Origin of the sequence: Sphingobacterium sp. UBA3549 (assembly GCF_002376635.1) — a bacterium.
GTDB lineage: Bacteria > Bacteroidota > Bacteroidia > Sphingobacteriales > Sphingobacteriaceae > Sphingobacterium.
Genome location: NZ_DFOE01000037.1, coordinates 476883 through 497065 on the forward strand (window position 1 = coordinate 476883; position 20183 = coordinate 497065).

A 20183-nucleotide genomic window follows, 5' to 3' on the forward strand; every position below is an offset into this window, starting at 1 on the left:
ATGTCGATTCGTAAGAAACTTATATTATTTGCAGTTGCAGGAGCACTCTTTTCGTGTGCATCCAATAAAGAGACGAAGCACCTGTCACTATTGAAGATATCGGAAAATGGTAGGTACATGATGACAGAAGATGGAGAGCCCTTCTTTTGGTTGGGCGATACAGGCTGGTTATTATTTAATAAACTAAACCGTTCTGAAGCTGATCAATACCTAGAAGATCGAAAACAAAAAGGTTTCAATGTCATTCAGGCCATGGTGCTGCATACCGTTCCTTCTGTAAATAGTTATGGGGACTCTTCGGTGGTCAACAAAGATATTTCCAGACCGCTGGTGACCGAAGGGAACAATCCGGATAATGCAACAGCGTATGATTATTGGGATCATGTCGATTACATTATTGATAAGGCAGCTGAAAAGGGACTCTACGTTGCTTTGGTCCCGATTTGGGGGTCACCAGTGAAGGAAGGAAAAGTATCGGTAGAGCAGGCAGGAAAGTACGCCACATTTCTTGCGGAGCGTTGGAAAGATCGCCCAAATATCATTTGGTTAAATGGTGGAGACATCAAAGGATCAGATAAGATGGAAGTATGGGAGAAAATTGGCCAAACAATAAAATCCATTGATCATACGCATTTAATGACTTTTCATCCTAGAGGACGAACGGCTTCTTCGGATTGGTTTCACGATAGGCCTTGGCTAGATTTCAATATGGTGCAATCTGGACATCGTACCTACGCTCAGGACACTTCCGCGAATGAACAGAAACATTATGGCGAGGATAACTGGAAGTTTATGTCAGCCGACTGGAATGTAAAGCCCATTAAACCAACGATCGACGGAGAACCTTCTTATGAAGGTATTCCTCAGGGATTACACGATATTAAGCAGCCGCGCTGGAAAGATGCTGACGTCAGAAGATACGGCTACTGGTCTGTATTTGCGGGGGCGTTTGGCTATACTTATGGACAGAACTCAGTGATGCAGATGCATGGAAAACAAGACTCGACATCGGCGTATGGTTCGGATGAGCTATGGAATTCGGCAATTCATGCGCCGGGGGCTACTCAGATGAAATTTTTGAAGGAACTTATGCTTTCCAGAGACAATTATTTTGATCGTGTTCCCGATCAGTCTTTAATTGCGGATAATGGTGAGAAATACAATCGTTTACTAGCGACACGAACAGCGGATTACGCATTTATCTACAATTACAACGGTAGGGAAATGAAAATTAATATGGGAAAAATCAATGGGGACAAAGTAAAAGCGTCCTGGTTTGATCCCCGAAATGGGTCGATCAAAGTGATCGGGGAGTTTGAAAATAAAGGTGTACAAACTTTTGTGCCTGCGGGAGGACAAAAGGATGGAAACGACTGGGTATTGATCTTAGATAGCATTTAATGAGGAATTTGGTCAAATTGTTTATTTTATTTAGTGTGGCATCGATCTTGGCTTCCTGTCAGCGGGATGTTTACCTATTTACCTCGTTCCACGAACCCGCCAATGAAGGTTTGCGCTATCTGTATAGCAAAGATGGCTACCATTGGAATGCAATTAATGGGGTTTATTTAAAACCAGAATTAGGAAAACAGAAAATCATGCGCGATCCGTCGATGATACGGGATAAACAAGGTATTTATCATCTGGTATGGACCATTGGGTGGCAGGGAAATGAAGGAATCGGCTATGCACGTTCAAAAGACTTGATCCATTGGGAAAATCAACAGATCGTTCCAGTGATGCAACAAGAAGCAACCACCGTCAATGTTTGGGCGCCAGAGTTATTTTATGATGATATAGAAGACCGGTTTATTATTATTTGGGCTTCCACCATTCCTTATCGTTTTGCAAAAGGCGTAGAAGAAGAGAAAAACAATCACCGCATGTACTATACGACAACAAAGGATTTTAAATCCTTTACGGAGACGAAATTATTTAGTGATCCGGGCTTTAGTATCATTGATGCCGTCATTGTCAAAAAAAAGCAAAAAGATTATGTGCTTGTATTAAAGGATAATACGCGGCCCAATCGAAATCTAAAGGTGGCCTTTGCAAAAAATCCGTTGGGGCCATTTCAGCAGATCTCTGAGCCTTTCTCGCCCTATTTAAGTGAGGGACCTGCGGTGCTTAAAGTCAAGGATCAATGGTTAATCTATTTCGATTCATATGGTAGCAAAAGCTATGAGGCTGTGTCCACCAAAGATTTTAAGGTCTTCGAAAAAATCAACGACAAGATTTCCGTTCCGGAAGGGCATAAACATGGAACGATCTTCAAAGCATCCAATAAAGATTTAAAAAATTTGCTTCGGGTTGAAGCCAAAAAGAAATAGTATGTGTATCAAATTAGTATTAGTGGGGCTATCGCTGTCTTCTGTTATGAACCAGGCGGTAGCACAACAAGATACAGTAAAGTATATAGGAAAGACATTATCCAATGTAGATTACCATCATGGACAGCTGACCCCTGCTGTGGGTACGCACAATATCCAGGTATTTCGAGCCAATAGAGAGTTTCCTGATTTGGCCGGAGGGCATAGTTTTACCTATAACCACCAGCCTTTTTTAGCGTATTGGAACAATACTTATTACCTACAGTTTCTCAGCAATCCTGTGGGGGAGCATATTGCAGAAGGAAAAACCTTGTTGCTGACATCAAAAGATGGCCGAAATTGGTCTAATCCGACAGATTTATTCCCGACCTATCTCGTTCCGGAAGGTTTTACCAAGCCGGGACGTACGGATAAGGCCGGGAGAGATTTATATGCAATCATGCACCAACGTATGGGTTTTTATCATGCAAAGAATGATAAACTGCTGACGCTCGCATATTACGGTGTAGCACTGGATGCCAAGGACGATCCAAATGATGGAAATGGTCTTGGGCGTGTAGTCCGGGAAATTCACAAAGATGGTAGCTTCGGACCTATTTATTTTATTCACTTCAATGCCTCTTTTGATGAGAAGGGTGCCAAATATCCCTTTTATAAAAAGAGCAAAGACAAGGCTTTCGTACAAGCTTGTGACGAGTTGCTCGGCACACCACTTATGATGCAGCAATGGGTGGAAGAGTCCGACCGAAACGATCCATTAATTCCTTTGCAGCGTCCGGTAAAAGCATTTTCCTTTTATCATCTCAATGATGGAAGGGTCGTCGGTTTATGGAAGCATGCATTGACATCGATGAGCAAGGACAATGGAAAAACCTGGCAGTACTCACCATTGCGCGCCCCCGGGTTTGTGAACAGCAATGCGAAGATCTGGGGACAAAAAACATCCGACGGGCGCTATGCAACAGTGTATAACCCATCGGAATTCAGATGGCCCTTGGCCGTATCGACCAGTAATGATGGATTGAATTACACGGATTTGTTATTGGTTAACGGGGAGATCACCACAATGCGTTATGGCGGTAACTATAAGTCATATGGACCGCAATATGTTCGTGGTATCGTCGAAGGAAATGGCAAGGTTCCCGATCGTAACATGTGGTTGACCTACAGTATGAACAAAGAAGATATTTGGACTGCTGTTGTACCTGTTCCGATCAAGTCTACCGTAGAAGAGGCCGTGAACGATGATTTTGCGAAAAATGCAGGACAAGCCTATAACAACTGGAATATTTATAGTCCGCTGTGGGCAACTGCCAAGGTCGAAGGTACAGCGTTGGTTTTGCGAGATAAAGATCCTTTCGACTATGCAAAGGCAGATCGCGTCATTCAATCGGCCCAAAAAGGGACCATTGAATTTACGGTGACGCCACAGCAAAATGATCATGGCTCTTTACAGATTGAGTTGGTGAATGATAGTGGCTTGGCAGCTGCTAGAATTATTATGGATAAAGATGGCATTATTAAAAATAAAGCCGGGTACCGAAATGCATCGTTGACGAAATATGAGATGGGAAAGATGTATCATTTTGCGTTGACTTTCGATGTGAGCACCCGCTCTTATCAAGTTGCCATCAATGGAGAAGATAAAGGGACAAAGTTATTTTTCCAACCGGTAAGCAACGTGAGCAAGGTGTCGTTCCGTACGGGCGATGTCAGAAGATTTCCCAATGCGGATACGGAAACAGACCAAGATTTTGATGTTGAAAATGCAGGTGCTTCGGTCAAAGAAGCCATTTATCAGATTACTTCGCTGAAAGCTCAAAAGCTGAAATAAATGAGACGGTTTATTGTACATATAGCTTTATTGGTAGCCGGTTTTTCGGCAAGGGCGAATGTCATATTGCCGAATATTTTTGCGAATCACATGGTTTTGCAACGCAACCAGCCGGTCGCCATTTTTGGTTCAGCGAGCCCTGGCGAGCAGGTAAGCGTAGCTTTTCAAAACCAGTTGAAGACGACAGAAGCCGATCAAAACGGTCGTTGGAAAGTTGAACTAAAAGCCATGCCGGCTAATGCGGTTGGACAGACGTTGACCATCAGGGGAAACAATACGATCGAACTTAAAGATGTTTTGGTCGGTGAAGTATGGTTGTGCTCGGGCCAATCGAATATGGAATACCAAATGCGTAAAATTGAGAAAGTTAAAGCTCCGTTGAGAGCTACCTATTTCCCTAAAAGCGAAGTTTCCGAAGCAAACAATCCCAATATCCGAATTTTTTTAGTACGCCGAAAATTTCTGGCCAAGCCGGATGGCCAATATGAGGGCTGGGCTGTAGCCCGGGATTCGGCACTGCGTCAATTTTCTGCACCGGCCTATTTCTTCGGGAAAACGCTACAGCAAGAATTAGGTGTTCCTGTAGGCATTATTTCATCAGCTGTGAGCGGCAGCAGAATCGAGCCCTGGTTCTCCGAAGAATATTGGACAAGTTCACCTTATCTGAAAGATAAAAAGAAAGAAGGCGATCCCGGTAAATTCTTTCATACGATGATTGCACCATTAGCGCCTTATACCTTAAAAGGATTTATTTGGTACCAGGGTGAATCCAATACCTTTCTAAAAGAGAATATTAGTTATAGCTATAAAATGAAGGCGCTGATCGAAAATTGGCGGACTCTTTGGGAGAATCCCAAATTACCGTTTTATTTTACCGAGATCGCACCTTTTTATTATTCTCTGGATGAAAAAGGCCATGTCCGTATGCCGAGAACGGTGTTGCCAGAATTTCGGGAAGCCCAAGATCTGGTTTTACAATTGCCGCATACAGCACGTATCATTACGACAGATTTGGTCGATGATCCACACGATCTCCATCCAAGTTATAAATGGGAAATCGGTCGTCGTCATGCCCTTAAGGCTTTAAAATATGTCTATCATAAAAATATTGTAGCCGATGGCCCTGAACTAGAGTCCGTAAAATATCAAGGCAAACAAGCAAGGGTAAAATTGAAACATGCTGATGGATTAAAGTCCGTAGACGGCAAGCCCTTAACATCATTTGAAGTTGCGGGTGAGGATGGCATCTTTTATCCAGCGCAGGCTGCTATCAACGGACAGACAGTCGTACTTGAAAGTGAACAGGTACAACAGGTCCATCAGGTCCGGTTCGGATGGGACGAAGCTGCCCAGCCTAATCTGGTGAATGCTGCAGGTTTTCCCGCGGCACCCTTTAGAACAAATAATCCACTACAACATATTAAATTGAAATAGTCTTTAGCGATCATGAACTTGAAAACAAAAATAGCGTTATCCTTACTTTTTTTTGGGACTATGGGATTGCAGGTATCTGCCCAAAAAACAGCGAGCCAATACCTCTCTGGAACGGGAAAGGATGATGGTGTGTTATGGGATTTTTATGTGACCGAAGGCTTGAACGCTGGGAAATGGACTAAAATACCAGTTCCCTCCAACTGGGAACAACAGGGTTTTGGGAAATATAATTACGGTTTCAATAAAGAGGCTGATAAAGGCAAAGAGGTCGGTCACTATAAATATAGATTTAATGTATCCGATGCCTGGAAAGATAAGCAGGTTCAGATAGTTTTTGAAGGTTCGATGACCGATACCGAAGTCAAGATCAATGGCAAGCTGGCTGGCGCTATCCATCAAGGATCATATTATGTTTTCAAATATGATATTACAAAACTAGTGAAATTTGGGAAAGAAAATCTATTGGAAGTCCATGTTGCTAAGCATTCGGCAAACAAGTCAGTGAATGCGGCGGAACGGGAAGGTGACTTCTGGATTTTCGGCGGCATTTTTAGACCGGTCTATTTGGAGGCCCTGCCCCAGCATCATATTGAACGTGTTTCATTGGACGCAAAGGCCGATGGTACATTCCGGGCAAAAATAGCGACAGCGGGAGAAGCGGACGAAATTACGGTTCAACTGCTTGATGCAAAAGGAAAGAAATTTGGAAAACAGCTGAAAGCAAAGCTGTCAGACAAAAACAATTGGCTCGAGGGGCAATTTTCAAACCCGCAATTATGGTCTGCCGAATTTCCGAACTTATATACAGCGCAATTCACCTTGTCGAAAAATGGTAAGGTACAGCACCAGCTGGAGCAAAAATTTGGTTTTCGGACTATAGAAGTCAAAGAACGTGATGGCGTTTATGTCAATGGCGTAAAGGTCCGATTCAAAGGGGTCAATCGGCATGCGTTCGTTCCGGAATCCGGACGGACGACGAGTAAAGAAGTTAGCATTGCCGATGTGAAGCTCATGAAGGAAATGAATATGAACGCTGTCCGAATGGCCCATTATCCACCAGACAATCATTTTCTGGCTGTCTGTGATTCATTGGGTTTATATGTCATGAACGAGATAGCGGGCTGGCACGGACACTACGATAAGGAAGTCGGTACTAAATTATTACGGGAGATGATGGTCGTATCTGAAAATAATCCTTCCGTTGTTTTCTGGGCAAATGGGAATGAAGGTGGACATAATCCAGATTTTGATCCCATCTTCGCAGAAGAGGATATTCAAAAACGTGCTGTGATTTATCCTTGGGCCGTACATGATGGTTTTGAAACAACCCATTACCGGGAATATAACTATGGTATTGGTACCTATGATCATGGGCACAATATCATTATGCCGACGGAGTTTTTGCATGGCATGTACGATGGCGGGCATGGTGCCGGATTGGAGGATTATTGGAAAGCGATGCTTGCCAATCCCCTTGCTGCGGGTGGTTTTCTTTGGGATTTTCGTGATCAGGGAATCGTCAGGACGGATAAAGGCGGTATTATAGATACTGATGGAAATCGTGGTCCGGATGGTATTATTGGCCCACATGGCGAAAAAGAAGGAAGCTTCTTTACGATAAAAGAGGTATGGAGTCCTATTTTCTTTGAAAAGCGGGAAATGACCAAGGGATTTGATGGGGCATTCCATATTGAAAATAGATACGCATTTACCAATGTTAACCAGTGTACCTTTTCGTACGAACTCAAAAAGTTGGGCGGTTATGATGAGGTTAAGGAAACAAAAAAAGGAACGATTGTCGCTCCCAATATCCGCCCCGGTGATAAAGGGATTTTAAAAGTTGATTTCCCTACAGGTTGGGAGGACTTTGATGTCTTATATATTACCGCAAAAGATGTGTATCAACAGGAACTCTTCACCTGGAGCTTTCCGATTACATTGCCGAATCAGGTGGCAAGTAGCCTCCTGAAACCAAATGGAACAGGGGATATTGCCGTACAGGAGACCGCGAATGCCTATTTGGTGAAAGCGAATGGTATTAGCTATCAGATCAATAAGACAAGCGGATTGCTGGAGCAGGTTCAAAATGCCAAAGGAGTAATTCCTTTCAAAAACGGACCGGTTTTGCAGGAAGCGGCGACAAATTATAAGAATTTCAAATTGGACCGTGAGGATGGAAAGGTGATTATCGCATCTACTTTTGATAAAAAAGATAGTTACAATACCTTGCGTTGGGAAATCCTTGCTTCGGGACAGTTGAAAATGCATGTTCAATATTTTCCTGAAAGTTATTTTACACGTTTTGTCGGAGTGAATTTCGATTTTCCAGAAGATCAAATCGAAGGTGTTGAATATCGGGGAATGGGCCCTTATCGGGTTTGGAAAAACCGGATGAAAGGGAATCAGTTTGGCGTGTGGAAAAAGAAGTACAATAACACCGCAACGGGCGAATCGCCATTCGAATATCCCGAATTTAAAGGGTACCATGCCAATATGTATTGGACCAAATTTATCGGAAAGGATCAAAGTTTCCGCGTGTTTACCGATCGGGAGGATGTGTTTCTGCGTTTATATACGCCAAAAGAACAGCAAGATACCGAATGGAAAAACATGGAACCTACTTTTCCGAAAGGCGATATTTCTTTTATGAATGGTATTTCAGCCATCGGCACGAAAACACAAAAGCCAGAAACGACCGGGCCGATGGGTATGAAGCACGTCTACTATGATTTTGAGAAGGAGCCAGCTCGGGCTTTGCATATGGTACTTTATTTTGATTTTGAAAACTAATGAAAGCTAATACTCTTGCATCCTTTTTATCCATGTTCTTGTCGATCTTGTGGCATCAGGCTACAGCGCAGATCACTGTTGCAAACCTGCGGACTGAATTACGTTCGAATCCGATCGGTATAGATGTCATTGCTCCAAGACTGAGCTGGCAATTGCAGGGCAGTGAGCGGTCTATCCGACAAGAAGCCTATCAGGTACTTGTCGCTTCCTCACAAGAAAAACTGGATCAGAATATCGGCGATTTTTGGGATTCTGGGAAACAGGTTTCGAATAATTCCACGTATGTTATTTATGAAGGCAGCGCTCTACAGAGCCGCATGGAAGTGTTCTGGAAAGTAAAAGTGTATACGAATAAGGGTGAAAGTAGCTGGTCTGAGCCGGCTGGTTGGACTATGGGACTGCTGCATTACAAAGATTGGACAGGACGCTGGATTGGTTTTGATCAGTATTTCCCATCAGACAATGAAAAGACTGGTCAATTGTCTGCCCGTTATTTCAGAAAGGAATTTACAACAACCAAACAGATTAAGCAGGCTACAGCCTATGTGATGGGGCTAGGACTTTATGAATTATATATTGACGGCAAGAAGATAGGTGATCAAGTACTGGCTCCAGTGCCTACGGATTATACCAAGAACATTAAGTATAATGTTTTGGATGTAACACAATCACTTTCGGCAGGTAAGCATGCGATCGGGGTGATCTTGGGAAATGGACGGTTTTATGCCATGCGTCAAGCAAAACCTTATAAAGTAAAAACCTTTGGATTCCCAAAATTGCAAATGCAGCTTATGCTGACTTATACGGATGGCTCTACAGAGGTCATTAAGACCGATGATTCGTGGAAAGGAACGACCGAAGGACCCATAACGGCAAATAACGAATATGATGGTGAGGATTATGATGCCAGAAAAGAACTAACGGGCTGGGCAAATCCAGGTTTTAACGATAAAACATGGTTGAAGGCTGCTTTTGTGCAAGAGCCCGGTGGCAATTACGAAGCGCAGTCGGAAGGTATGAAGGTGATGCAAGATATTGCACCAATTTCGATCGTCAAAAAGTCCGAAGGAAAATACATCCTTGATTTTGGACAAAATTTCTCGGGTTGGGTAAAGATGAAGGTGTCCGGTAGGCGTGGAACAGCAGTGACACTGCGTTTTGCAGAATCTTTGACGGAAGAAGGTGAATTATTTACGACCAATTTACGTGACGCGAAAGCAACGGACCATTATGTATTAAAAGGTGGCGGAAAGGAAACCTGGGAGCCGCGATTTACCTATCATGGATTTCGTTATGTCGAAGTCAGCGGCTATCCGGGTATAGCTTCAAAAAGTAATTTTGTTGGCCGCTTTGTCTACGACGATATACCCAATGCGGGAACTTTTGTGTCTTCCAACACACTCATCAATCAGATCCATCAGAATGCATGGTGGGGGATTGCTTCAAACTACAAAGGTATACCGGTAGATTGTCCACAACGCAATGAGCGTCAGCCCTGGTTGGGTGATCGTCCAGTGAGTGCATACGGTGAGAACTTTCTCTTTGATAACGCTAATTTTTATACTAAATGGCTCGAAGATATTCGGCTGTCCCAAAAGGAGGATGGCGCATTACCGGATGTTGCACCAGCATTTTGGCGCTACTATAGTGATAATATCAGCTGGCCTGGAACTTACCTATTGGTCGCCGATATGCTTTATCAGCAGGCTGGCGATCTGCGAATCTTGAAAAAACATTATCCGGCCATGAAAAAATGGATGGATTATATGCAGTTACGTTATACAGGAACGGATGGTATTATTACCAAGGATAGTTATGGTGATTGGTGCTTCCCACCGGTAACCATTGAAGCTGGAAGAGGTAAGATTGCCGATAAAAAATATCCGAGTGCATTGATCGCAACTTCCTATTACTATCATTTGTTGCAGACGATGGCCCGATTTAGCATCCTCGTCGGCAATGGACAAGATCAGGCTAACTTTTTGGATCGCGCAGCGAAGATGAAAGTAGCATTTAATGCTGCGTTCTATCACGAAGCAGGATATTATGGTGGCAATTCATTGACTGATAATATATTGGCGTTATCTTTCGGCTTACTCGAAGATACGAACAAAGAAAAGCTTAGCAACCGGATCGTGGAGATTGTGGAAAAAGAAAATCACGGGCACCTGAGTACAGGACTTATCGGAACACAATGGATTATGCGCACGCTGACCAAAATCGGCCGTGTGGATCTTGCCTATAAAATTGCAACCAATAAGACCTATCCTTCCTGGGGTTATATGGTCGAAAATGGGGCCACAACAATTTGGGAGTTGTGGAATGGCAATACAGCCCATCCCAAGATGAATTCACAAAATCATGTGATGATGTTGGGCGATCTCTTGGTATGGCTCTATGAGGATTTGGCGGGCATCAAATCAAAAGAGCATGCCTTTCAGACTGTTGTCATGAAACCGCAGGTCGTAGCAGGATTGGATCATGTGGATGCAAGCTATAAAAGTGTTTATGGAACCATTCAATCCAATTGGAGCAAAAGCAAATCGACTTTCGAATGGAAGATTTCTATTCCGGCCAATACCAGAGCAGAGATCTATCTGCCTACGACAGAACTGTCCACGATCCTGGAAAATAATCAAAAAATAAAAAACGATAAAGATATTCAGATCCTACGACAGGAAAAATCAGGTGTTTGGCTCGCAATAGGATCAGGAGATTACCAATTCAAAATTAAACTATAAGCAGTATTTAGTATACATGTATAATATTAAAAATACATTTATGAAGATAAAAATTAAATTAGCAACAGCCCTATTGTTTTTATATTCCTTGTGTTCTTACGGACAAAATCCGACATTAAAAGAATGGCAAAAAGGCGTAATAAAAGATGAGTTTATTTATGATACAGCATCTTTTCCGTCCTGCCATTCTGCTACGATGGCAGAGACGGATCAAGGCCTGGTATATGCCTTTTTTGGTGGAACGAAAGAACGTCATCCCGATGTGGAAATCTATGTGAGTAGACTTGAAAACGGTAACTGGTTAGCGCCAGTGTCGGCAGCGGATGGTGTACAGCCAGACGGCAAGCGCTTGCCAACCTGGAACCCAGTTTTATATCAAATACCCAACGGAGATCTCTTGCTATTCTATAAAATTGGACCCAAGCCATCGGAATGGTGGGGGATGCTCAAACGGTCCAAAGATGGCGGTAAGACTTGGTCTGCTGCCGAGAAGTTGCCCGAGGGCTTTATTGGACCGGTGAAAAATAAGCCTGTTCTTTTGCAAAATGGCACCTTGCTGAGTCCTTCCAGTACAGAAGGAAATGGCTGGAATGTACATTTTGAGGCGAGTTCGGATTTTGGTAAGACTTGGCGTAAAATAGGCCCTATCGCCCGTGGTGCAGATAATCTGGATGCCATACAACCGAGCATACTTGACCACGGAAATGGTCGGTTGCAAATATTGGCGCGCACACGCAACCGTGCGGTCGTAACATCTTGGTCTAAGGACTGGGGCGAACATTGGACCCCACTGGAAAAAACGGCGCTCCCAAACAATAATTCGGGGACGGATGCCGTAACGCTAAAAGACGGACGGCATGTGTTGGTGTATAACCACGTGCTTCCGGAAGGTAACTTAGCCAAAGGGGCACGTACACCATTGAATGTTGCTTTTTCCAAAGATGGCAAGCAGTGGCAGGCCGCACTTATACTTGAGGATTCGCCAATCAGTCAGTATTCTTATCCCGCAGTGATTCAAACCAAAGATGGGCTATTGCATTTTGGCTATACCTGGCGTAGAAAGAAAATGAAACATGTCGTCGTAGATCCGAAGAAAGTGAAATTAATCCCGATTGAGGATGGCATCTGGCCAACAAAAAAAGGATATAAAAAACCAGACCCTAATGCATATGTCAAAGAAGAAGATTAAGCTTGTTTTCACCGCATGTCTGTTTGTGGTTTCGCTTGTTGTCAAGGGGCAGGACAGCTTACTCAATTATGAGCATAAATTTAAGCAACCCCTGGAAAAAGTGCTTGCCTTGATGCAAAAACGGTATCAGGTCAAGATCAAATATGATCCACGTAATGTCAAAGACATTATGGTGGATTACGCACCCTGGAAGTTTAGGGCAGATCTTGTGGGCACAGAAGTCAATTTGCTGTATCCCTTGGGTTTTAAACTGCAGGAGGAAGCCAAGCCCAATATCTATAAATTAAAATCATACGAGTATTACCGCTGGAAACCACAGGAAGGTTGGGACTTTCTAAACTTACTGTCCAAAAAATATACGGATCAGGCAAGTTGGGAAAAGAGAAAAGATCAATTGCGTGTTGCGGTGAGACAAGCGATGTACTGGGATAAGCTGAAAAGTATACCGAATCAACCGATCCGATTGGGCAAGGCACGTCGCTATGCGGATTACCAAGTTGAGAATTTTGCCTTAGAAATTATCCCGGGAGTATATATCAATGGTAGTATCTATTCGCCGCTCAAGCAAAAGAAAAATATCCCTGTGATGTTATCTCCTGATGGCCATTGGCCAAATCAGCGGTATCGTTCGGATGCGCAAAAGAGATTTATCACCTTAGCTCGACTAGGATGTATGGCAGTAAGCTATGACCTATTTGCCTGGGGAGAATCCCTATTGCAGTTTGCTTCGACAGATCATCGCAGCAGCGAAGCCATGTTGATGCAGACCTGGGGAGCAGCACGAATTATGGAATATGTAATGAGCTTGCCTAATGTCGATCGAAGCCGAATAGGAATCAGTGGCGGATCGGGTGGTGGTAGCCACAGTATTTTAATGGCTGCTTTAGACGATCGCTTCACGTTGGTCGCTCCTGTCGTTGCAATGTCTTCTTATTTCTTTGGTGGATGTCCCTGTGAAAGTGGAATCCCCGTACATTTTGTCTGCGGTGGGACCAATAATGTTGAACTGGCTGCGATGACAGCGCCCAAACCACAACTGATCATCTCCGATGGACAGGATTGGACGAAGGAGACCGCTATTAACGATTTTCCATATCTGCAGCATATCTATGGTTATTATGGTCAGCAAAATCAGGTGCAACACGCACATTTTCCCGAAGAAGGTCATGATTTTGGCTACAACAAAAGGCAGGCACTCTACAAATTCCTACTGGATCATTTTCATTTAGATCAGACTAAAGCTGCCGATATCATCGTGGAAACCGGTATTCAGATCGAGCCGGAGGAGTTATTATACAGTTTTGGAAAGAAGGGGGAAAACTTACCAAAGAACGCGATTCGTGGGATGGAACAGTTGAAAGCATTGTTAAAATCATATCAGATTGAACTATGATGAACCGAAAAAAATTTATACGCGATACCTTGGCTTTAATTGCCGTAGCAGCCCTGCCTTCTGCTGTCTTTGCTGCACCTAAGCGACGTTACAACGTCGCCGTAATTGATCTGATGATCTTAAAGCGGCAAAAGCTAAGTGCCTTTGACCTGGCAAAAGAAATAGGAGCAGACGGGTTGGAGGTAGATATGGGCGGACTGGGCAACCGGATTACTTTTGATAGTAAGTTGGGCGATCCAGCACAACGGAAGGCTTTTCTTGACAAAGCAAAGGAAACCGGAATAACGATCTGTTCGTTGGCCATGACCGGCTTTTATGCACAGTCTTTTGCTACGCGGCCGACTTATCAGCAGATGGTAGGGGATTGTTTGGAAGCTTGCCAGAATATGGGGGTTAAAGTCGCTTTCTTGCCTTTGGGCGTGACGTGCGACTTGGTTAAATATCCCGAACTGCGACCTGCTATTGTGGAGCGTCTTCGTATAGTAGGTGAGATGGCAAAAAAAGCCGGTGTGATCATCGGGATTGAAACAGCATTGGATGCAAAAGCTGAGGTTGATCTTTTAAAGGAAATTGGGTCCAAACATATACAGATCTATTTTAATTTTTCCAATCCGTTGAAAGAAGGGCGTGATCTGATTCAGGAGGTGACTATTTTAGGAAAGAAGCGGATCTGTCAGATTCATTGTACGGATGAAGATGGTGTATGGCTCGAAAATAACAAACGACTGCATATGCCTTTGGTAAAACGAACCTTGGACCGTATGGGCTGGCGCGGTTGGCTCGTGATCGAGCGATCCCGTGACGCTAATCTATCACCACGTGCCGTCAAAGAAAATTTTGGTGCAAATACACGCTACGTAAAACAGGTGTTTCAATGAAATTAAACTGGATAATATCGCTTGTAGTGGTAGTAATGGGCATGCAGGGATGTCGAAGTCTTTCGGTTAAAAAGCAACTGGATAAGACCCTGTTACGTGCCGATCAGGTAGGAGCGGGAGAGATGCCTCTTGAGCCACAGAAGGTACAATCCCCTTTTACGGCATGGAAGGTCCAGCGGCCGACATTTCCGATGCGACATGATACTGCAGGGCCTGCTGAAAATATACAGGCTAAGCTCGATCAGCTTGCGGCACAGGGGGGAGGTACGTTAGTACTGAAAGGACATCACCATACAGGACGGATTACGCTAAAGTCCTATATTAATCTAAAATTGGATGAAGGTTCCGTTTTGGAATTTAAGCATGAAATCAATGATTTTCTGCCTGCGGTGTTTACACGGCACGAAGGAGTAGAATTATATAGCTTGGGGGCTTGTATTTATGCCAATGGGGCAGAAAACATTGCCATCACGGGATCAGGTAGAATTATTGGCCCCGGTGAAGGCAGCGTCCGGAATAAAACCATGACGCATGACGTCATTGAAAATATTGTCGATAGTAATACGCCTGTTGAGCAGCGGATCTACGATGGAAAGACCGCAGATTTCATCTTCCCACCGGCACTCATTGCGCCTATTAACTGCAAAAGTGTCTGGATTGAAGGTGTATCGCTCGAGCGTACTGCTTTTTGGAATATCGTGCCCACTTATTGTGAGGATGTCGTGATCCGTGGAGTTCGCATCCATTCTACGGGTATACCACGTGGGGATGGGATCGATATTGAATCATGCAACCGCGTGCTTGTGGAGTACTGCACCCTAAATACTGGAGACGATTGTATTGCCGTGAAAGCAGGACGTGGGTTCGACGGACTACGGGTGAATAGACCTTCGGAAAATATAGTTGTCCGCTATTGCTTTTCCGAAAAAGGTCATGGTGGATTTACGATCGGTAGTGAGACTGCCGGCATGGCCAAGCAGGTGTATGTCCATGATTGTGTGTTTGGAAAAACCAATGTTGGCATCCGTTTTAAGACCAGAAGGCCACGCGGTGGTGGCGGATCTGATATTCACTTTGAGCGTATCCGGATGCAGGAGGTGGAATCAGCTTTACGCTGGGATATGCTTGGACAAGCCCAACATGTGGGCAATCAGGCTAGCCGTGATTTCGAAGTTCAAAAGAACGCTCTGACACCACGTTTCTCGGATATCCAAATAAAGGATATATATATTGATGCGGCTAAAAATTGTATTAAGATCGAAGGTATTCCAGAGTCTGTTTTGGAAAACGTATCTATTGATCGTGTTTTTGGACGCGGAGACCGGTATCTGTCGATTAAAGATGCTAAAAATATCAAGATTAAAAATAGTGTTTTTGTGTGTAAAGATACCAGTATCTCAACAACCAATGTTTTGGGGCTGATACAAGATCGCGTACGTGTCATCACGGAATCGCCCTAATAGTTGGTTATGAATACAGTCGGGGAAAAAAGAAAAAGAATGAAGAATATTGTAAAACAGGGAATCGTTTTAGGAAGCATTTTCCTGTTATTGCTAGCTATGCCCGTAGTGGGTATGGCTAAGTTATCAGTAACGCGTGTTTTGATAGAAGGACGCGAAAACCCATTGGGTATAAATACATTAAAGCCTTCATTTAGCTGGCAACTGCACAGCGATAAATTTGATGTGCAACAACAGGCTTATCGTATCGAGGTCAGTAAAAGCACTCGTTTTGCAAAGCAGGATTTGCTTTGGGATTCCCAATGGGTAGCGACAGAGCAATCCCTAAATTTGTTATACCAGGGAAATCCTCTAGCTACGGGTACAAGTTATTACATCAGAATACACGTTCGTGATAATAAAAAGGAGACAGCCACAAGTGCGGTGCAACGGTTCCACACAGGGTTATTGCAAGCCCAAGATTGGGGCAGTGCAAAGTGGATTGCAAAAGATATATTACCGGATTCATTGGTCAATCCACTGCCACTAAGCTCCAGCAAGCTCCGCCTGGATAAAAGTTATGACCTTCCGGTTTTCCGGAAATCAGTTCAGGTGAAAAAGAAGATCAGTTCTTCGATTGCTTATGTGGCTGGCCTGGGACATTATGAGTTGCTATTGAATGGCAAGCGGGTAGATGATGCAGTGCTACAGCCGGGGTGGACAAAATATGACAAAGAAGCCTGTTATGTGGTTTATGATCTTACCCAAGCCTGGCAACAGGGAAAGAATACAATCGCTGCCCTATTAGGAAATGGGTTTTATTATATTCCACCAATTAAAGGCCGATTTCAAAAACATAAAGTTGCTTTTGGTCTGCCAAAGCTCAAACTTAAGATCGTCAATACCTATACGGACGGGACGCAAGAAATCATCGTTAGTGATGCAGGCTGGAAAACACACCGGTCACCCATTACTTTTTCCAGCATGTATGGGGGCGAGGATTACGATGCACGGATTTTACCTGATTATTGGTCAGCCCCTGTTTACGATGACAGGAACTGGCAGCAAGCGCTCATAACGGATGGACCACATCTACGGGCTCAGGATATTGATCCGGTAAAAATTATGCAGCGCTTCCCACCTGTTGGATTTCAGCGAGCTGAGGGGGGGAAACGGATCACCTATGATTTTGGACAGAATGCGTCGGGCATTGTCACTATGCAAATGACCGGACAAGCGGGAGATACCGTACGGGTGTATCCGGCCGAATTGTTGACGGCGGATGGACGCCCCAGTCAAAAGCATTCAGGAAGCCCTTATTATTATCAATATATTTTTGCAAAAGATGGGACGGTATCCTGGCAGCCACGTTTTACGTATTATGGATTTCGCTATGCTGAAGTTCAGTTGCATCCTGCCGGCAGCAAAGCGGTTCGGATGGATGCGATACAGTTGGCCCATATCCGGAATAGTACAGCGCAGGTAGGAAGCTTTCAAAGCTCCGATACGCTATTTAATCAGATCCATGGATTGATCAATTGGGCTATTAAGAGTAATATGGTCAGTGTCTTTACCGATTGTCCACACCGCGAAAAATTGGGCTGGCTGGAGCAGCTACATTTAATGGGGCCGTCGGTACAATTTAACTTTGATGCTGAACGCCTGTTTGCCAAGTCGCTGCGGGATATGCGGCAATCTCAGACAAAGGATGGTCTAGTTCCTGAAATAGCGCCCGAATATGTGCAGTTTGACTGGGGCGGCGATATGTTCAGGGACTCACCCGAGTGGGGAAGCAGCTCGATTATCTTGGGCTGGTATGCCTATCGCTGGTATGGAAACAAGTCTTTTCTTGCCGATAATTATGCCATGATGACCCGTTATATCGATTATTTGGGTACAAAAGCGAAGGGACACATTTTAACACAGGGTTTGGGTGACTGGTATGATTTGGGACCGGAGCGTCCCGGTGTTTCCCAGCTGACTACTCCCGGGATTACGGCTACGGCAATCTATTACTATGACTTGAAACTCATGGTAGACATCGCTATGCTACTTGGACAAAAAGAAGATGCCGAAAAATTTGAAACGTTACGGCAGGCCGTTTTCAGTGCCTTCAATCAACAATTTTATCGACCTCAGGAACATAGCTATGGCTCCGGTAGTCAGACAGCGTTGGCCATGCCACTGTATGTTGGACTGGTACCTCAGGAGGCCCAACAGGCAGTTTTTGAAAAACTAACAACAACCGTTTGCCAAAATGATACGGCGTTGACGGCAGGAGATATCGGTCATCGTTACCTGCTACAGGTGTTACACTCCAACAACCGTGATGATCTGATTTATGCCATGCACCATCGTGATGACCGGCCCGGATATGGATATCAGCTGCGAAAAGGTGCCACGGCACTGACCGAGTCTTGGGCGGGTCTTCCAAACGTCTCCAATAATCATTTTATGCTTGGCCACCTGATGGAGTGGTTTCATACCGGCTTGGGCGGAATACAGCAAGATGCAGCATCGACCGCATTTAAACACTTTCGAATCGAGCCCAAAATGATGGATGCACTGAAAGACTGTGAGATAAGTTTTAGAAGTCCATATGGAAAAATTTATTTTAACCGAGAACAATCTAAAGGAAATTATCAAGTAGAGATACCTGTCAATAGCCAATGTATATTGGTTTTGCCAAAGGGAACTTATCAGGTCAATGGAAAGGCCATGGAGGCCCAAACTGTCAATGTAAAAGAAGACCATGTTGAATTCAAATTGGGCTCAGGAAAATATACAATTACTCAATGAAAGCTGATATCGTGATTATTTTAGCCAGTTATAAACCCATTGAAATACCATTAGACAACAACGTAAATAGTTCAGATTGTACTAACGAAGAAAAAGAGTAGACAGATGAAAAGATTAATGCTATTGCTATCCATTGCTTTGGCCGGTCCTAAATTAAAGGCTCAAACTCCGGCAGTTTCCAGTGCGGAAATGACAAAAATTTATGAAGAAGTAAAGACCCCCTATAAGTATGGACTTGTTTTAGTACCTGCGCATAAAGGTGAATTGATGGATTGTCCGACCATTTATAAGGAGGGGAAATATTGGTATATGACCTACATTGTGTTTGATGGAAGTGGTTATGAGACCTGGCTGGCGCAGAGCTCGGATCTTTTGAACTGGAAGACCTGGGGGAAACAACTCTCCGTGGCACCAGATGGCAGCTGGGATGCTAAGCAGCGAGCAGGATATAATGCCTTGGTGGATACAAAATGGGGCGGGAAGTATAAGCTCAACAGCTACGCTGGAAAATACTGGATGTCCTATTTCGGTGGTTCCACACCTGGTTACGAACCTGAGCCGCTGGCGATTGGGATGGCTTATACAACTAAAAAACCAACACAACCTGTGGAATGGCAACGGTTGTCCAAGCCCGTGTTGACCAGTACGGATCCGGATGTTTCCTGGTGGGAAAATCGGCATAAGCTATTCAAAAGCTATGTGATTGAAGATACTGATAAACAGACGGGCCATCGCTTCGTCATGTATTACAATGCCGTAGGCGATTCATTACCCAATAATAAAGCAACACGATGGTATGAACGTATTGGTATGGCTGTGTCAGATGATCTGGAAAACTGGAAGAGGTTCCAGCCGAACCCTGTGGTTCACCATCCGGTAGGAATTACGGGAGACCCTATGATTCAGCGGATCCACAATACTTGGGTCATGTTTTATTTTGGCGCTTTCTGGAAAGACCGTAAAGGGGCATTCAATCGATTTGCGGCATCCAAGGATCTAATCCACTGGACAGATTGGGATGGTGCAAATCTGATTGAATCAAGTGAAAGTTTTGATCAGCAATATGCGCACAAATCATTTGTATTGAAAGCGGAGGGTGTTGTTTATCATTTTTATTGTGCAGTGGACGGCAAAGGTAACCGCGGTATCGCCTTGGCAACTTCGAAAGATTTAGGTACAAGTACGGTGCGTTTTAAAGACTTAAGCCATGAGCAAGAATAGCCCCTCAGGCCTAGGTCACTTTTCAAAAAACTATTCCTAATGGATAAACCCGAGGGAAGTTTAAATACCTCCATATAGACTAACGAATAAAGACGCAAGCACGAAGCCATCATTGACTGCAATGAAAGCAGTGCT

General features: G+C 44.0%; 12 protein-coding genes. All 12 read left to right on the plus strand.

Annotation, left to right across the window (positions count from 1 at the left end; genetic code table 11):
• The 12 genes from B2W36_RS20730 to B2W36_RS20785 all read left to right on the plus strand — a co-directional run bounded on the left by B2W36_RS20730 (position 1) and on the right by B2W36_RS20785 (position 20048).
• A complete protein-coding gene (locus tag B2W36_RS20730) occupies positions 1-1401 on the plus strand; it encodes a glycoside hydrolase family 140 protein (RefSeq protein ID WP_293883893.1) in 1401 nt (466 codons plus the stop codon).
• Positions 1401-2330: a glycoside hydrolase family 43 protein gene (locus B2W36_RS20735; protein WP_293883891.1), complete on the plus strand. Its 930-nt coding sequence runs from the start codon at positions 1401-1403 to the stop codon at positions 2328-2330. Before B2W36_RS20730 ends, B2W36_RS20735 begins: the two co-directional genes overlap by 1 nt.
• Position 2331: 1 nt before the next feature.
• The gene (locus tag B2W36_RS20740) at positions 2332-4164 is read left to right on the plus strand and encodes an exo-alpha-sialidase (protein WP_293883889.1); all 1833 of its coding nucleotides are present in this window, start codon (positions 2332-2334) and stop codon (positions 4162-4164) included.
• Positions 4165-5598 carry a sialate O-acetylesterase gene (locus tag B2W36_RS20745; RefSeq protein WP_293889406.1) on the plus strand — a complete coding sequence of 478 codons (1434 nt, stop codon included), beginning with the start codon at positions 4165-4167 and terminating at the stop codon, positions 5596-5598.
• A 12-nt stretch (positions 5599-5610) separates the two neighbouring features.
• A complete protein-coding gene (locus tag B2W36_RS20750; RefSeq protein ID WP_293889407.1) occupies positions 5611-8388 on the plus strand; it encodes a glycoside hydrolase family 2 protein in 2778 nt (925 codons plus the stop codon).
• Positions 8388-11129, plus strand: a complete 2742-nt coding sequence (locus B2W36_RS20755) for an alpha-L-rhamnosidase (protein WP_293889408.1) — start codon at positions 8388-8390, stop codon at positions 11127-11129. The genes B2W36_RS20750 and B2W36_RS20755 overlap by 1 nt, the downstream gene beginning before the upstream one ends.
• A gap of 40 nt (positions 11130-11169) precedes the next feature.
• Complete coding sequence (locus tag B2W36_RS20760; protein ID WP_293883883.1) at positions 11170-12318, plus strand: sialidase family protein; 1149 nt, start codon at positions 11170-11172, stop codon at positions 12316-12318.
• Positions 12299-13711 carry an acetylxylan esterase gene (locus B2W36_RS20765; RefSeq protein WP_293883882.1) on the plus strand — a complete coding sequence of 471 codons (1413 nt, stop codon included), beginning with the start codon at positions 12299-12301 and terminating at the stop codon, positions 13709-13711. The genes B2W36_RS20760 and B2W36_RS20765 overlap by 20 nt, the downstream gene beginning before the upstream one ends.
• Complete coding sequence (locus tag B2W36_RS20770; RefSeq protein ID WP_293883881.1) at positions 13708-14589, plus strand: sugar phosphate isomerase/epimerase family protein; 882 nt, start codon at positions 13708-13710, stop codon at positions 14587-14589. The genes B2W36_RS20765 and B2W36_RS20770 overlap by 4 nt, the downstream gene beginning before the upstream one ends.
• A complete protein-coding gene (locus B2W36_RS20775) occupies positions 14586-16049 on the plus strand; it encodes a glycoside hydrolase family 28 protein (protein WP_293883879.1) in 1464 nt (487 codons plus the stop codon). The genes B2W36_RS20770 and B2W36_RS20775 overlap by 4 nt, the downstream gene beginning before the upstream one ends.
• Before the next feature lie 39 nt (positions 16050-16088).
• Positions 16089-18827: a family 78 glycoside hydrolase catalytic domain gene (locus tag B2W36_RS20780; protein WP_293883877.1), complete on the plus strand. Its 2739-nt coding sequence runs from the start codon at positions 16089-16091 to the stop codon at positions 18825-18827.
• Positions 18828-18932: 105 nt separating this feature from the next.
• Complete coding sequence (locus tag B2W36_RS20785; RefSeq protein ID WP_293883875.1) at positions 18933-20048, plus strand: glycosylase; 1116 nt, start codon at positions 18933-18935, stop codon at positions 20046-20048.
• Positions 20049-20183: the final 135 nt, after the last annotated feature.

What these genes read in the sequence shown, in the direction of transcription:
- B2W36_RS20730 (WP_293883893.1), top strand. Translation starts at nt 1, where the DNA reads ATGTCGATTCGTAAGAAACTTATATTATTTGCAGTTGCAGGAGCACTC.
- B2W36_RS20745 (WP_293889406.1), top strand. Translation starts at nt 4,165, where the DNA reads ATGAGACGGTTTATTGTACATATAGCTTTATTGGTAGCCGGTTTTTCG.
- B2W36_RS20750 (WP_293889407.1), top strand. Translation starts at nt 5,611, where the DNA reads ATGAACTTGAAAACAAAAATAGCGTTATCCTTACTTTTTTTTGGGACT.
- B2W36_RS20780 (WP_293883877.1), top strand. Translation starts at nt 16,089, where the DNA reads ATGAAGAATATTGTAAAACAGGGAATCGTTTTAGGAAGCATTTTCCTG.
- B2W36_RS20775 (WP_293883879.1), top strand. Translation starts at nt 14,586, where the DNA reads ATGAAATTAAACTGGATAATATCGCTTGTAGTGGTAGTAATGGGCATG.
- B2W36_RS20755 (WP_293889408.1), top strand. Translation starts at nt 8,388, where the DNA reads ATGAAAGCTAATACTCTTGCATCCTTTTTATCCATGTTCTTGTCGATC.
- B2W36_RS20785 (WP_293883875.1), top strand. Translation starts at nt 18,933, where the DNA reads ATGAAAAGATTAATGCTATTGCTATCCATTGCTTTGGCCGGTCCTAAA.
- B2W36_RS20740 (WP_293883889.1), top strand. Translation starts at nt 2,332, where the DNA reads ATGTGTATCAAATTAGTATTAGTGGGGCTATCGCTGTCTTCTGTTATG.
- B2W36_RS20760 (WP_293883883.1), top strand. Translation starts at nt 11,170, where the DNA reads ATGAAGATAAAAATTAAATTAGCAACAGCCCTATTGTTTTTATATTCC.
- B2W36_RS20735 (WP_293883891.1), top strand. Translation starts at nt 1,401, where the DNA reads ATGAGGAATTTGGTCAAATTGTTTATTTTATTTAGTGTGGCATCGATC.
- B2W36_RS20770 (WP_293883881.1), top strand. Translation starts at nt 13,708, where the DNA reads ATGATGAACCGAAAAAAATTTATACGCGATACCTTGGCTTTAATTGCC.
- B2W36_RS20765 (WP_293883882.1), top strand. Translation starts at nt 12,299, where the DNA reads ATGTCAAAGAAGAAGATTAAGCTTGTTTTCACCGCATGTCTGTTTGTG.